This window comes from Salinispora sp. H7-4 (assembly GCF_013416675.1).
Taxonomy (GTDB): Bacteria; Actinomycetota; Actinomycetes; order Mycobacteriales; family Micromonosporaceae; genus Micromonospora; species Micromonospora vitiensis.
The window spans coordinates 43,138-56,284 of the sequence record NZ_JABZED010000035.1 but is presented as its reverse complement, the minus strand read 5'-3'; the positions used below and the strand labels follow the sequence as shown (position 1 = coordinate 56,284).

Annotated in this window: 15 protein-coding genes; 5 read left to right on the top strand and 10 right to left on the bottom strand. The window is 71.2% G+C overall.

The genetic code is table 11. The annotated features are described in order from the left end of the window. Positions 1-37: 37 nt before the first annotated feature. From H0524_RS15770 to H0524_RS15755, 4 genes are all read right to left on the bottom strand, one after another. On the bottom strand, positions 38-178 hold the full coding sequence (locus tag H0524_RS15770) for a hypothetical protein (protein WP_180199277.1): 141 nt from the start codon (positions 176-178) through the stop codon (positions 38-40). 224 nt (positions 179-402) lie between these two features. Continuing rightward, positions 403-2,730, bottom strand: coding sequence for a cation-translocating P-type ATPase (locus H0524_RS15765; protein ID WP_180199316.1), 2,328 nt, complete (start codon positions 2,728-2,730; stop codon positions 403-405). A gap of 8 nt (positions 2,731-2,738) precedes the next feature. Beyond that, positions 2,739-2,951, bottom strand: coding sequence for a hypothetical protein (locus H0524_RS15760; RefSeq protein ID WP_180199315.1), 213 nt, complete (start codon positions 2,949-2,951; stop codon positions 2,739-2,741). 23 nt (positions 2,952-2,974) lie between these two features. Next, positions 2,975-3,184 (bottom strand): heavy-metal-associated domain-containing protein, encoded by a 210-nt coding sequence (locus tag H0524_RS15755; RefSeq protein WP_018726983.1) that lies wholly within the window; start codon positions 3,182-3,184, stop codon positions 2,975-2,977. A 101-nt stretch (positions 3,185-3,285) separates the two neighbouring features. Between H0524_RS15755 and H0524_RS15750 the strand changes: the two genes are divergently transcribed. From H0524_RS15750 to H0524_RS15740, 3 genes are all read left to right on the top strand, one after another. Then, the gene (locus H0524_RS15750; RefSeq protein WP_018218277.1) at positions 3,286-3,588 is read left to right on the top strand and encodes a metal-sensitive transcriptional regulator; all 303 of its coding nucleotides are present in this window, start codon (positions 3,286-3,288) and stop codon (positions 3,586-3,588) included. A 43-nt stretch (positions 3,589-3,631) separates the two neighbouring features. Then, positions 3,632-5,041 carry a YibE/F family protein gene (locus H0524_RS15745; RefSeq protein ID WP_180199314.1) on the top strand — a complete coding sequence of 470 codons (1,410 nt, stop codon included), beginning with the start codon at positions 3,632-3,634 and terminating at the stop codon, positions 5,039-5,041. Positions 5,042-5,339: 298 nt separating this feature from the next. Continuing rightward, positions 5,340-6,365: a hypothetical protein gene (locus H0524_RS15740; RefSeq protein WP_309225126.1), complete on the top strand. Its 1,026-nt coding sequence runs from the start codon at positions 5,340-5,342 to the stop codon at positions 6,363-6,365. Between the two features lie 16 nt (positions 6,366-6,381). Here the strand turns inward: H0524_RS15740 and H0524_RS15735 are convergent, their stop codons facing one another. Beyond that, entirely contained in the window at positions 6,382-7,122 is a 741-nt protein-coding gene (locus tag H0524_RS15735; protein WP_180199313.1) for a carbonic anhydrase, read from the bottom strand. A gap of 312 nt (positions 7,123-7,434) precedes the next feature. Here H0524_RS15735 and H0524_RS15730 point away from each other — a divergent pair, with 312 nt between their 5' ends. Continuing rightward, positions 7,435-7,971 carry a C39 family peptidase gene (locus H0524_RS15730; protein WP_180199312.1) on the top strand — a complete coding sequence of 179 codons (537 nt, stop codon included), beginning with the start codon at positions 7,435-7,437 and terminating at the stop codon, positions 7,969-7,971. Between the two features lie 78 nt (positions 7,972-8,049). On the opposite strand, the gene H0524_RS15725 is transcribed toward H0524_RS15730, so the two are convergent. Further along, complete coding sequence (locus H0524_RS15725) at positions 8,050-8,232, bottom strand: antitoxin (RefSeq protein ID WP_180199311.1); 183 nt, start codon at positions 8,230-8,232, stop codon at positions 8,050-8,052. 97 nt (positions 8,233-8,329) lie between these two features. Continuing rightward, positions 8,330-8,977, bottom strand: coding sequence for a dienelactone hydrolase family protein (locus H0524_RS15720; protein ID WP_026322702.1), 648 nt, complete (start codon positions 8,975-8,977; stop codon positions 8,330-8,332). Positions 8,978-9,127: 150 nt separating this feature from the next. On the opposite strand from H0524_RS15720, the gene H0524_RS15715 reads away from it, so the two are divergent. Then, on the top strand, positions 9,128-9,304 hold the full coding sequence (locus tag H0524_RS15715; RefSeq protein WP_018221437.1) for a hypothetical protein: 177 nt from the start codon (positions 9,128-9,130) through the stop codon (positions 9,302-9,304). Positions 9,305-9,351: 47 nt separating this feature from the next. On the opposite strand, the gene H0524_RS15710 is transcribed toward H0524_RS15715, so the two are convergent. From H0524_RS15710 to H0524_RS15700, 3 genes are read right to left on the bottom strand one after another with little or no spacing between them, the layout of a single operon-like run. Then, positions 9,352-11,727, bottom strand: coding sequence for a glycoside hydrolase family 65 protein (locus H0524_RS15710; protein WP_180199310.1), 2,376 nt, complete (start codon positions 11,725-11,727; stop codon positions 9,352-9,354). Next, positions 11,724-12,479 (bottom strand): HAD family phosphatase, encoded by a 756-nt coding sequence (locus H0524_RS15705; RefSeq protein ID WP_180199309.1) that lies wholly within the window; start codon positions 12,477-12,479, stop codon positions 11,724-11,726. The genes H0524_RS15710 and H0524_RS15705 overlap by 4 nt, the downstream gene beginning before the upstream one ends. A gap of 58 nt (positions 12,480-12,537) precedes the next feature. Further along, positions 12,538-13,002, bottom strand: coding sequence for a DUF4442 domain-containing protein (locus H0524_RS15700; protein ID WP_180199308.1), 465 nt, complete (start codon positions 13,000-13,002; stop codon positions 12,538-12,540). Positions 13,003-13,147 lie beyond the last annotated feature (145 nt).

Below are 13,147 nucleotides of genomic sequence, written 5' to 3'. Positions count from 1 at the left end.
GCCAGGACAGCCGGACCGTCGCCGGGGCTGGTGCGGGTCAGCGGCTCGTCGGGACCGGCGGGGGTGGCGTGACGGGGCTGCTGCCAGCGTCGTGCTGCTCGCCGTGACCGCTGAGTACCAGCACGACCAGCGCCGCTACCGCGGCGGCCCGCCGCGCGATCACCACGCACCTCGACACCCGACTCACCCCCGTTTCGCACCGCGACATCCCCCAGCTGATGTCAACGCCGCCGGACGGCGTTTTCCTGGCAACGAGTGGACTCGACGATGGGACACGTTCCGCCGCACGGCGGGGCGGGCCCGGCGACAACGGCCCCAGCGACACAGCAGTCCCGGCGGAACGCGTACCCGCCCGGCAGCGCCGCAAAACGCGCTGGCCGGGCGGGCTTGGGATGCTCCTCGCTACCGGGGGTGGCCGGAAGGGCGAGGGTGGCCGGAGGACCCGGGGTGGCCGGAAGGGCGGAGCCCCGCCGGGAGCGGGGGCAGCGGGCGGAAACCCCGCAGCCGGAGGCTGTTGGCGACCACGAAGACCGAGGAGAAGGCCATCGCGGCCCCGGCGATCATCGGGTTGAGCAGACCGGCCGCGGCCAGGGGAAGCGCTGCCACGTTGTAGGCGAACGCCCAGAACAGGTTGCCCTTGATGATCGCGAGGGTCCGCCGGGACAACCGGATGGCGTCGGCCGCGGCGGTCAGGTCACCCCGCACCAGGGTCAGGTCGGACGCCTCGATCGCCACATCCGTACCGGTGCCCATCGCCAACCCGAGGTCGGCCTGGGCCAGCGCCGCGGCGTCGTTGACCCCGTCACCGACCATCGCCACCACCCGGCCCTCCCGCTGGAGCCGCTGGACCACCGCCACCTTCTCGGCGGGCAGCACCTCCGCGACCACCTCGTCGATCCCGACCTCGGCCGCGACCGCCCGGGCGACGGTCTCGTTGTCGCCGGTGAGCAACACCGGGTTCAGGCCCAGCTCCCGCAGTTGTCGGAGCGCGAGCGCGCTGGTCGGTCGGACCACGTCGGCGACCGCGAGCAGCCCGCGGGCCCGCCCGTCCCAGGCCACCAGCACCGCCGTCGCACCGGCGGCCTGCGCCGTGGCCCCGGCCGTCACCAGCTCCTCCGGTACGTCCAGTCCCCGCTCCCGCAGCAGTCGAAGCCGGCCGACCAGCACGCGGTGACCCGCCACCGCGCCCTCGACGCCCAGCCCCTCGAGGTTGGCGAAGTCGGCTACCGGCGGCCGGGGCCCCGCCTCGACCGCGCCCGCCGCGACCGCCTGGGCGATCGGATGCTCCGAGGCGGCTTCCAGGGCGCCGGCGAGCCGGAGCAACTCGGCCCGCTCCACACCACTCGCCGCGACCACGTCCACCAGGGTCATCCGACCGGCGGTGACGGTCCCGGTCTTGTCCAGCACGACCGTGTCCACCGTCCGAGTGGACTCCAGTACCTCCGGCCCTTTGATCAGGATGCCGAGCTGCGCGCCCCGGCCGGTGCCGACCAACAGCGCGGTGGGGGTGGCCAGGCCCAGGGCACAGGGGCAGGCAATGATCAACACAGCTACCGTGGCGGTGAAGGCGGCGGTCGGGCCGGCGCCACTGCCCAGCCACCAGCCCAGGGTGGCGGCGGCGAGGGCGATCACGATGGGAACGAAGACCCCGGAGATCCGGTCTGCGAGACGCTGCACGGCCGCCTTGCCGGACTGCGCGGCCTCCACCAGTCGGGCCATCTGGGCGAGCTGCGTGTCGCTGCCGACTCGGGTGGCCTTCACGACCAGCCGTCCACCCGCGTTGACGGTGGCGCCCACCACGGCGTCGCCGGCCTTGACCTCGACCGGCACGGACTCACCGGTGAGCATGCTGGCATCGACCGCCGAGCTTCCCGCCACCACCACCCCGTCGGTGGCGATCTTCTCACCCGGGCGCACCACGAACCGGTCCCCCACCACCAGCTGGTCGATCGGGATGCGGGTCTCCGCGTCACCGCGCAGCACCGCCACGTCCTTCGCACCCAGCTCCAGCAGGGTGCGCAGGGCGGCACCGGCGGTGCGCTTCGCGCGCGCCTCGAAGTAGCGGCCGGCGAGGATGAAGGTGGTGACGCCGGCCGCCGCCTCCAGGTAGATGTGGCCCGCACCACCGCCAGAGACGATGGCGAAGCTGAAGGGGTGGGTCAGGCCGGGAACGCCAGCCGTACCGAGGAAGAGCGCCCAGAGCGACCAACCGAACGCGGCGAGGGTGCCCAGCGACACCAACGTGTCCATGGTCGCCGCGGCGTGCCGGAGGTTGACCCAGGCGGCCCGGTGAAACGGCAGGCCGCCCCAGACCACCACCGGGGCGGCCAGCGTCAACGACAGCCACTGCCAGTAGGTGAACTGCCAGGGCGGCACCATCGCCAGCAGGATCACCGGCACGGTGAGCACGGCCGAGACCCAGAACCGGTTGGCAAGCCCGCGCAGCTCGTCCGCCGGTTCGGCGGCGGGCGCCGCTGCGGCTGCCGGTGGCGGCGGTACGACGGCGGTGTAGCCGGTCTTCTCGACCGTGGCGATCAGGTCGTCCGGGGTCACCCCATCGCCGTACGCGACCCGGGCCTTCTCGGTGGCGTAGTTCACCGTGGCGGTGACACCGGGCATCCGGTTCAGTTTCTTCTCGATGCGGGCGGCGCAGGAGGCGCAGGTCATCCCGCCGACCGACAGCTCAATCTGGTTGGCGGCCCGCGGTTTCGGGCTGCTCGTGGTGGTCATCGCACTCCCTACCGGTCGGGCCCGCGCGCCGGGGGGTGGGACCCGGCGCCGGGGTCGTCGTGCTCGGGGGCGTCGTGCTCCGGGTTGGCGTGCCCGGGGTCGTCGTGGTGGGTCTCGACGGCTGGGCTGCCGGGGCCGGTCACCTGACCGACCCCGTAGGCCACGCCGAACACCACGGCGAGACCGAGCAGGAAGGCGGTGAGCTTCGTCGCCGTTTTCATGGGGGCCTCGGTCTGGACGCGGGTCAGGCGTCGACGAGGTCGTAGCCGGCCTCGTCGACCGCGGCGCGTACGGTCTCGACCTGCATCGGGTGTTGACTGGTGATGGTCAGTCGGCCAGCTGCCAGGTCAACCTGGACCTGCTCCACCCCCGGCAGCTCACCCACCTCGGCGCTGACCGCGGCTACGCAGTGCCCGCAGGTCATGCCCTGCACCTGGTACGTGGTGGTGACCATGGAAACCTCCCCTTCCGGAACCCCCCGGGGCCACAATACCCCCCCGGGGTAACTGCCAGCGACAGTAACATACCCCTGAGGGGTACGTTATTCTGATCCGCATGACCAGACCCGACCCCGCCCCGGTCCGCGGCTACACCGCCAGCAAGGACCAGCTACTCACCCGGCTGCGCCGGGTCGAGGGGCAGGTCCGGGGGATCGAGAAGATGGTCGAGGAGGATCGGTACTGCATCGACGTCCTCACCCAGATCTCGGCGATCCAGGCCGCACTGGATAAGGTGGCGCTCGGGCTGCTCGACGGGCACGCCCGGCACTGCCTGCGCGAGGGGGCGGCCGAGGGGCGGGCCGACGAGATGGCGACCGAGATGATGGCTGCCGTCGGCCGGCTGATGAAACGCGGCTGACCGCCCCGTCCCGTTACTCGCCCGGTAGTCGTTGGGAGAATAAATGGGCGCCGACCACACCCGACCCGCTCCGTCCACCCCACCACGGGTGCGACGGATTCTCGTCGCGACGGTGGTCCCCCTGCTCCTCGCCACCCTGGTCACCGCGGTGGCCCTCTGGCCACGCGACACCCGCACGGCCGAGGCGGGCAGCGAGCTACCCCGCTACCACGGCACCGTGACGAAGGTGGTCACCGCGCCCTGCCCTCCCAGCCCGGAGCTGGCCGATGGGCTGGCCACCGATCTCGGCCCCTGCGGTGAGGTGACCGTCCGCGTCGAGCAGGGGCCGGAGGCCGGGCGTACGGTCAGCACGCCGATTCCCGCCGGACCGGGCGCCCCCGACATCACCGTCGACGACGAGATCATCCTGGTCGAGCTGACCGACCCCGCCGACCCGACCACGAGCATGTACACCATCGCGGAGCACCAGCGGGGAAAGCCCCTACTGTGGCTGGTGGCGCTCTTCGCCGCCGCGATCGTGGCGTTCGGCCGCTGGCGCGGGCTCGCCGCCCTCGCCGGCCTGGCGGCGAGCTTCGCCGTCCTCCTGACGTTCGTCCTGCCGGGGATCAGCGCCGGCCAGTCGCCGCTACTGGTCGCGGTGGTCGGCGCCGCCCTGATCATGTTTGTGGTCCTGTACCTCACCCATGGCGTGACCGCGCAGACCTCGGTGGCGGTTCTCGGCACCCTGGGCAGCCTGATCCTCACCGGCCTCCTCGGCTCACTCGCCACCGCCGCCACCCGGCTGACCGGGTACGGCAGCGAGGAGGCGATCACGCTGTCGATCTTCCAGACCAACGTCGACCTGCACGGCCTGCTGCTGGCCGGAATCATCATCGGCTCGCTCGGGGTACTGGACGATGTCACCGTCACCCAGGCCGCCACCGTGACCGAGCTGGCGAACGCGAACCCGGGGCTGTCCCGTCGCCAGCTCTACCGCTCCGCCACCCGGGTTGGTCGGGCGCACATCGCCTCCACGGTGAACACCATCGTGCTGGCGTACGCCGGAGCCTCGCTGCCGGTGCTACTCCTGCTGACCGCCGACTCACGGCCGGTGAGCCAGATCCTGACCAGCGAATTCCTCGCCCAGGAGATCGTCCGCAGCGCGGTGGCCACACTGGGGTTGATCGCCGCGGTCCCCCTCACCACCGGGCTCGCCGCCATCGTGACCACCGCCGGTCGCACCGCTGGTGGCACCGCCGGTCGCACCGCTGGTGGCACCGCCGGTCGCACCGCTGGTGGCACCGCCGGTCGCACCGCTGGTGACGAGTCGGGCGGGAGCACCGCGCCGGCGCCGCGACCGCGCACCGCTCGCGTCGAGGTGCTGGAGGCGCTCGGCACCGCCCGCTCCGGCCCGGTCGCCTCCGCCGGCGACCGACGGACCGGCGGTGCGCAGAACACGGAAGACCCATGGTAGAAGTACGCGGCGTAACGAACGGAACCCACGGGCCGGGCAACCGGGGCCCTTATCACCCAACATGTCGACGATTTCGTGCGATTAGTCGAGTATGGGGCGTAGCTCGACCGGATGAGCGTCAGGTAACCTCGCTGCCGGTCACCGCCACAGGCGCGTACCGGCACCTGCGGGACCACCGCCCAATCGCCGCGAGGCGAGCCGGGGAAGCGGGCAGCCGGAGTGCGGTTGCCCCACCAGGGCGCACCTACCGCCCCAACCCGCCAGCTCGCCCAGCCGGCGGTCAACGGAAGGGATCATTGTGACGGCACCCCCACGCCGCTGGTTGACGCCCGTGGCGGCCGTGCTCACCGCGCTGGCCGTGCTCGCCGGGCCGATCCCGGTGTCCGCCACCCCCACCACTCCCCCGCAGCCCTCGGGGCACGACGAGGAGGACGAGGAGCCGGAGTTCCTCGGTGATCTCATCGAGGTCCGCAACCGCGAGTACGTGAAGGTGAAGTCGCAGTTGGCGGAGTCCGAGAAGCGCCAGGTCGCCCTCGAGAAGGAGATCAAGAAGGCGGAGGCCGAGCTGAAGGAGCTCGCCCCCCAGGTGGCGGAGATCGCGACCCAGTCGTACAAGACGGGACGGGTCGGGGCAATATCGACATTGCTGGAAGCAGACACCCCCGGCTCCTTCATCGCCCGGGCTACCGCGCTGGATGAGCTGAACCGCGTCAACGACCAGCGCATCAAAGAAGTCAACACGGTCAAGATTCGCGCCGAGCAGGCGAAGGTGGGAGTCGACGAAGAGGTACGCAAGCAACAGAAGCTGGAGAGCGACCTCGAACGCGGAAAGCTCGAGGCGGAGAAGGCGCTCCGCCTCGTCGGCGGCACCGGGCTCACCGGCGGCCTGGTTGACGCGGAATCGCCGGTCGCCCGGGTCGCCCCGGGACGCAACTCGGACGGCAGCTGGCAGTCGCTGGGCTGCACCGAGAACGACCCGACCACCAGCGGCTGCATCACCGCGCGGACACTGCACATGTACAACGAGGTCAAGCGAGCCGGTTTTGACCGATTCGTCGGATGCTACCGCTCGGGTGGGCCGTACGAGCACCCCAAGGGCCGGGCCTGTGACTGGTCGCTCCAGAACAGCGGTTTCAGCCCCTGGCACAACAACGACATGCGCATCTACGGCAACAACCTGACGGCGTTCCTGGTCCGCAACGCCGACCGGCTCGGTATCTACTACGTGATCTGGAACCGGCAGATCTGGTTCCCGGCCACCGGCTGGAAGTCGTACAGCGGCCCGTCGAACCACACCGACCACGTCCACGTGTCGTTGTGGTAGGACGCCGACGGGCGGCTCAGGCGGGAGCGGGCGGCTCCGACCCGGCGCCGTCCGCCGGGGGTGCGCTCGACGTCGCGGGCCCGACCTCCGTCACGGTCCGCACCGCGCCGGTGGTGAGCTGGTACGACATTCCCACGACCGCGCAGGTGCCGGCAGCCACCGCGGCAGCGACCGCCGCGGAGCGGTCCAGCAGCACGGCAACGGTCCGCTCGACATGGTGGTCCACGATCTGGTTGAGGTCGGTAACCCCGGCGGTCTGGGCCTGACGGACGCTCGGCAGCACCGCCTCCACCACCGCCCGAAGATGCCCGGAGACCGGTGCCCCGGTGGCCTCAGCTGACCGGGCCGCCTGCACCGCGCCACAGGAGTCGTGCCCGAGCACCACCACCAGCGGGGCACCCAGCGCGGTGACCGCGTACTCGACGCTGCCGAGCACCTCCGGCCCGACAGCGTGCCCAGCCGTGCGTACCACGAACAGGTCACCCAGACCGCGGTCGAAGATGAGCTCAACCGCCAGTCGCGAGTCGGAACAGCCGAGGATCACCGCGAAGGGCTGCTGGCCCTCCGCCAGCGCGATCCGGCGGCCGACATCCTGGTGCGGGCGGTCCGGAGTTCCGGCGGCAAACCGCCGGTTACCGGCATGTAGCGCGGCGACCGCTGCGCGGGGGTCGACCGGCGGCTTCCGCAGATCGCCGGATCCACCGGCGGACAGCTGAACTGCGCCCGACTGCGCATCGGGCGTTTCCGGGCGATTCATGCCCTTACCTCATCCCTGTGGGAGGCCTCAACCTGAAGCCCGGAGTACGGGACCCCTGGGCCGTACCCACGCTCACATGAAGCAGAAAGCACGTCAAGACATGCGTGATCTGCGCTTCATATGTTGGCCGCGAGCGGCCCCCTCGGGCCGAGGAATGCCCACCGCGTCCGGCCCGTTGTAGCTCCGGTACCCCGGAAAACTCCGGCGCCCCCGATCCCCGGACCGTCCGGGCCCCGGCCCGCCGTTCGTGCCGAGCGCCACGCGGTGCTTGCCGTCCCCCACCGGACGTCAGACCCCCAGAGGAGCCCGACCATGAGCACGATCACCCCCACCGACGGCCGCGCGGTCGCCGGGCTGCTGGTCACCATCGATTATCAGGCCCAGCCCAACTTCTACTACTGCGGGCCGGCGGCGACCCGGATGGCGCTCTCCGCGCTGGGCTGGCAACTCCCGCAGGATGAGGTCGCCCAACGGCTCGGCACCACCCAGGCCGGCACCGACTCGGCCCTGGACATCACCCGCGTCCTCAACGAGCTGACCGGAGACGCGTACCGAACCACCGAGATACCGGATACGACGGCCAAACCGGACGAGGTGCACCAGCTCCGCGAGGACACCCGGCACGCCCTGGCGCAGGGACGCGCGGTCGTGGCCAACGTCCGGGGGACCACGGTCGACACCGACGGCACCCCGCACTCGTACGAGGGAGGCCACTACCTGACGCTGGTGGGCTACCGCCCCCAGGACGACCTCCTCCGGGTCGCCGATCCGGCCGCACCGAAACGCGAATACTGGATGGCCGTACCGAAAGTCGCCAACTGGATCGCCGAACGCGGCTACTCGTCCTGACCGCCTTCGGGCCGGCCTCCCCAGCGGGGAGACCGGCCCGTTCGGCGCGTACCGCGCCGAAACTCGGATGCGTCAGCGTCAGCGGTTCTGGTCGCCCTCACCGGTCCGGGACTGCATCATGTCCACGCCGCGATCGACGTGCTCCTTGTACCGGCCGCCGGTGCGCTCGTTGACCATGTCACCGGCCTTCTCTATGCCCCGGTCGACCTGCTCGTCCTGCTTCTCGACGTACTCCCTGGCTTGGTCCATGAATTTCTTCATGTGTCCTCCTAGGGTCGGGGTGTTGCACGTACGGGGTTCCCCGGCGCCCGGGAGCACAAACCCTGACCGTGCCGGGACAGCACGCACCGACCGCGGGTCACCCGAGGTGATCGGTGAACCAGGTCGCCGCCGCTCGAGCCACCTGTTCCAGCGCACCGGGCTCGGCGAACAGGTGCCCAGCGCCCGGGACCACCGTCAGCTCCGTCAACCCCGGCAGCGCCGCCCGAGCCTGCTCGTTCAGGGTGAGCACCTGGTCGTCGCGGCCGCCCACCAGCAGTAGGGTCGGTGCCCGCACCCGGCCCAGCGCCGGGCCGGCAAGATCCGGCCGGCCGCCCCGGGAAACCACCGCGCCCACCCCGTCCGGGCGCTCGGCGGCGGCCACCAGGGCTGCGGCGGCGCCGGTGCTGGCCCCGAAGAGCCCGATCGGCACCGCGCCCACCGGCTCTCCGGTGGCCAGCCAGTCGACGATCGCGGACAGCCTGCCGGCCAACCGGCCGATATCAAACCGCAGCTGCGCGGTACGCGCGTCGGCCACCTCCTCATCCGGGGTGAGCAGGTCCACCAGGACGGTGCCGAGCGCGCGGCGATTGAGGAGTTGCGCCACCGCAACATTGCGGGAACTCCGCCGCGAGCTGCCGCTGCCGTGTGCGAAGAGCACCACTCCGGCCGGCTCCGGCGGCACCCGGAGATCAGCCGTCAGCTGGACGTCCCCCGCTGGAACCGACACCTCACTCCGTACGTCCACACCCCGGTCCTTCCCACCCGTTCGCCCGCCATGCGTACGCCTCGGGGCCGGTCCGGGTCTCGTTTCGCCAAGGCGGGCGTCGGGTACCCGGCTGGTGCGGGCAGACCGTACCGGCGCGGGCAGCGCCGGTGATGGATGGGGAGGATCGCCATGGCGCAGCAGCAGGAGTCTCGGCAGCAGGCCGCCGAGCGGGAACGACGAAAGCGCGACGCGAACCGGAACCGAGACTGGGCGGACGAGGCAGCGCGGGCGCGTACCGCCGATGATCCGCGGGCGATGGCGCCGCGGGACGCCGCCGGCCGCCCCTCCCAGGGCAGGCAGCTGTGAGGTGCTGACCCCGGCCGGGGCCCGATCCGGCCGGGCCGGGCCGGGCCCTACGGATCCCGCTCCGGGAGGCGGATCAGCGGGTCGCGACCGGGCGGCTGCTCCGGGGTCTGGCGCGGCTCACTCACCGGTGGGGTTGGCCGGGTCGCCGGTTCGGCGCCGGTGACCTCGACCCGCTCGCCGTGGTGCAGCACCACCAGCGTCTCCTTCGGGTCGCTGTGCTGCAACGCGTAGGTGGTCTGGTGCGGCTGGATGTCCACCCGAAGCTGGATCCGGCGCCAGTGCAGGGAGAACTCCAGCCGGCCCAGGCGGCCGGAGAGCCGGGGCGTGAAGCAGAGCGTTCCGTCGTGCTCGCGCAACCCGCCGAACCCGGCGACCAGGGCGATCCACGCACCGGCCAGGGAGGCGATGTGGACGCCGTCGCGGGTGTTCTCGTTCAGGTCGTGCAGGTCCATCAGGGCGGCCTCCCGCAGATAGGTGTGGGCCAGCTCCGGATACCCCACCTCAGCTGCCAGGACGGACTGGGTACAGGCCGACAGCGACGAGTCGCGGACGGTACGGCGCTCGTAGTAGAGGAAGTTGCGCAGCTTCTCCTCCGGGGTGAACGCGTCCCCCCGCCAGTGCATGGCCAGCACCAGATCGGCCTGTTTGATCACCTGCCTGCGGTACAGATCGAAGTACGGATAGTGCAGCAGCAACGGATACTTCTCCGACGGGGTGTGCACGAAGTCCCACTCCTGGAACCGGGTGAAGCCCTCAACCTGCGCGTGTACGTCGATCTCCGGGTCGTAGGGGACATGCATGGACGCGGCGGCGTCCCGCCACGCCGCCGCCTCCTCGTCGGTGACGCCCAGATGCTCGGCTTCCTCCCGGTACCGCATCGCCGTCTCCGCGGCGGTGGTCAGGTTCCGTTGCGCCATCAGGTTCGTGTAGACGTTGTCGTTCTTGATCGCGGTGTACTCGTCCGGGCCAGTCACCCCGTCGATGTGGAACTGCCCGTGCCGGTCGTGGTGGCCCAGCGACCGCCACAACCGCGCGGTCTCCACCAGCAACTCCAGGCCGATCTCCCGCTCCAGGTCGGTGTCCTCGGTGGCCTGCACGTAGCGACGTACCGCGTCGGCGATGCCGGCGGCGATGTGAAAGCCGGCGGTACCAGCCGGCCAGTAGCCCGAGGATTCTGGCCCCTCGATGGTGCGCCAGGGGAAGGCCGCGCCCTTCAGGTTGAGCGTACGGGCCCGTTCCCGCGCGATCGGCAGGGTGTGGTGCCGCCAGTGCAGGGCGTCGCGCACCGCCGTCGGGTGGGTGTAGGTGAGCACCGGCAGCACGAACATCTCGGTGTCCCAGAAGGCGTGGCCGTCGTACCCCGGGCCGGTGAGACCCTTCGCCGAGATCGGCCGGCGTTCGGCCCGGGTACCCGCCTGGAGCACGTGAAAGAGCCCGAAGCGTACCGCCTGCTGCACCTCGGGGTCGCCCTCCACCAGCACGTCGGCGGAGTCCCAGAACTCCTCCAGGTACTCCCGCTGTTCCTGCAGCAACCCGTCCCACCCGTCCAGTTGGGCGGCGGCCAGCGCGGCACCGACCTGGTCCCGCAGTGCCGGCAGCGATCGGCGGCTGGACCATCCGTACGACAGGTGTTTCACGACCCGCAGCGTCTCGCCGGGCTTGAGCACGCAGGCGATGGTGGTCCGCACCCAGTCCTCGTACCCCTCGGACTCGATGTTGGTCCGCGCGGTGGTCTGCACCTCGTGCTCCATCGCGGCGGCGAGGCGCAGGCCGGAGACCTTCGTGCGGTGGATCAGCAGGCCACCGTCGTGGGTGGTCAGCTCCTCCTCGGCAGACAGCGGCGACTCCAGCACCGCCGCCACCCGTGGATCCTTGCTCTGGGCCGGCAGGGTTTCGTTGGCCACCAACTCCGACTGGACGATCAGCCGCAGTGGCTTGCCGTCCACCACCTCGACCTCGTAGTTGATGGCGGCTGCGGAGCGCTGCCGGAACGAGACCAGCCGGGTGCTGCGGACGCAGACCTCCCGACCGGCCGGTGAGCGCCAGTGCACCGTCCGGTGCAGCGTGCCCTCGCGTAGGTCGAGCACCCGCTCGTGGGCGAGGAGTTCGCCGTATCGCACGTCGAGCGGCTCATCGTCGACCAGCAGCCGGATGATCTTCCCGTTGGTCACGTTGACGAGGGTCTGTCCGGACTCGGGGAACCCGAAGCCGGCCTCCGCGTGCGGCAGGGGGCGTAGCTCGTAGAAGGAGTTCAGGTACGTTCCCGGCAGGCCGTACGGCTCGCCTTCGTCGAGGTTGCCGCGCAGGCCGATATGCCCGTTGGAGAGGGCGAACACTGACTCGGACTGGGCCAACACATCCATGTCCAGCCTGGTTTCTCGGACATGCCACGGCTCGACCGGGTATGCGCGTTCTCGAATCATGCCCCCGGCTCCCGATTCCCGATCAGCTCCGCGAGGTCCCGCACCACGATGTCCGCGCCGTGCGCCAACAGGGCATCGGCCTGCCCGACCCGGTCCACGCCCACCACGTACCCGAAGTCACCGGCTCGACCGGCGGCGACTCCGGCGAGGGCGTCCTCGAAGACGGCCGCGCTCCCCGGAGCCACCCCGAGCCGCTCGGCCCCGGCCAGGAAGGTGTCCGGTTCTGGTTTGCCGCGTAACTTCTCGGTGCGGGCGACGAGACCATCCACCCGCACCTCCAGCAACTCCGCCAGCCCGGACGCGGCAACCACCTCGCCGCCGTTGGCGCTGGCGGTGACCACCGCTCGACGCAGCCCGGCGTCGGTCGCCGCCCGGAGGTACCGCACCGAGCCGGGGTAGGCATCCACCCCGTGCGTCCGCAACTCCTGGAGCAGCCGGACGTTCTTGCAGTTGCCGAGGCCGTGGACCGTCTCGGCCTCGGGCGGGTCGTCCGGTGATCCCTCGGGAAGCACGATGTCGCGCGAGGAGAGAAAGCTGCGGACCCCGTCGTACCGGGGCCGGCCGTCAACGAATCGCCGGTAGTCCTCATCCGGGTCGAAGGGGGTGAACGGCTCGTCGTTGGCGGCGGCGCGACGACGCAGGAACTCGTCGAACGTCGCGCGCCACGCGGCGTTGTGCACCCGAGCGGTCTGGGTGAGCACCCCGTCCAGATCGAACAGGCAGGCGGTCACGTGCGCAGGCAGACCCAGCATCGTTCGAATCTATCCAGCCTGGTCGTGGCGCAAACCGTTTCGGCGCTCAACGCGCCGATCAGTGCGGACGAAGCGTCCAGACGATGGTCATCTCCCCGGTGGGCTTGCCCTCCTCGGTGGCGATCTCCACGCCGACCCGGAACTCGGGTCGCTCTCCGGCGTCCAGCTCCGCGACCACGTCGGCGACCGGCCGATCGAGCCGCGCGGTCGCCCGCACCGCCCCCATGGCGAGCTTCCGGTATGCGATCTCGGCGCTGACGGCGAGCGGCGTCGCCCGGTCGAGCACCGACGCGAACGCGGCCACCACGACCGCACCGGAGGCCGTCTCGCCGAGGGTGAACATGGCGCCGGCGTGCGGCCCACCGACATGGTTGTGGGTGGCCGGCGTGTCGGGCAGCCGGACCACCGCGTGGATCGCGCCGTCGGCTTCGGGGACCACCTCGACGAATTCGAAGCCCAGCGTACGGGCGAAGGGCACGGCCGCCAGCATGCTGGCGGCCACCTGGCTCGCATCGATGCTCATGCCCGGACACGTTACCGGCCGGTAACCGGGGCGACAAGGCACCGCCAGCGCGACCCGGGTCGCGAACCACGCTGGCCGGCGTTTCGCTCGCCGCGTTCAATCTTCGCCGCAGGACCGCCGCCCCGGCGGGCCCGTACCGCGCAAC

Excerpts from the sequence above, each read along its gene's own strand:
- H0524_RS15765 (WP_180199316.1), bottom strand. The coding sequence starts at position 2,730 with ATGACCACCACGAGCAGCCCGAAACCGCGGGCCGCCAACCAGATTGAG.
- H0524_RS15760 (WP_180199315.1), bottom strand. The coding sequence starts at position 2,951 with ATGAAAACGGCGACGAAGCTCACCGCCTTCCTGCTCGGTCTCGCCGTG.
- H0524_RS15755 (WP_018726983.1), bottom strand. The coding sequence starts at position 3,184 with ATGGTCACCACCACGTACCAGGTGCAGGGCATGACCTGCGGGCACTGC.
- H0524_RS15750 (WP_018218277.1), top strand. The coding sequence starts at position 3,286 with ATGACCAGACCCGACCCCGCCCCGGTCCGCGGCTACACCGCCAGCAAG.
- H0524_RS15745 (WP_180199314.1), top strand. The coding sequence starts at position 3,632 with ATGGGCGCCGACCACACCCGACCCGCTCCGTCCACCCCACCACGGGTG.
- H0524_RS15735 (WP_180199313.1), bottom strand. The coding sequence starts at position 7,122 with ATGAATCGCCCGGAAACGCCCGATGCGCAGTCGGGCGCAGTTCAGCTG.
- H0524_RS15730 (WP_180199312.1), top strand. The coding sequence starts at position 7,435 with ATGAGCACGATCACCCCCACCGACGGCCGCGCGGTCGCCGGGCTGCTG.
- H0524_RS15725 (WP_180199311.1), bottom strand. The coding sequence starts at position 8,232 with ATGAAGAAATTCATGGACCAAGCCAGGGAGTACGTCGAGAAGCAGGAC.
- H0524_RS15715 (WP_018221437.1), top strand. The coding sequence starts at position 9,128 with ATGGCGCAGCAGCAGGAGTCTCGGCAGCAGGCCGCCGAGCGGGAACGA.
- H0524_RS15710 (WP_180199310.1), bottom strand. The coding sequence starts at position 11,727 with ATGATTCGAGAACGCGCATACCCGGTCGAGCCGTGGCATGTCCGAGAA.
- H0524_RS15705 (WP_180199309.1), bottom strand. The coding sequence starts at position 12,479 with ATGCTGGGTCTGCCTGCGCACGTGACCGCCTGCCTGTTCGATCTGGAC.
- H0524_RS15700 (WP_180199308.1), bottom strand. The coding sequence starts at position 13,002 with ATGAGCATCGATGCGAGCCAGGTGGCCGCCAGCATGCTGGCGGCCGTG.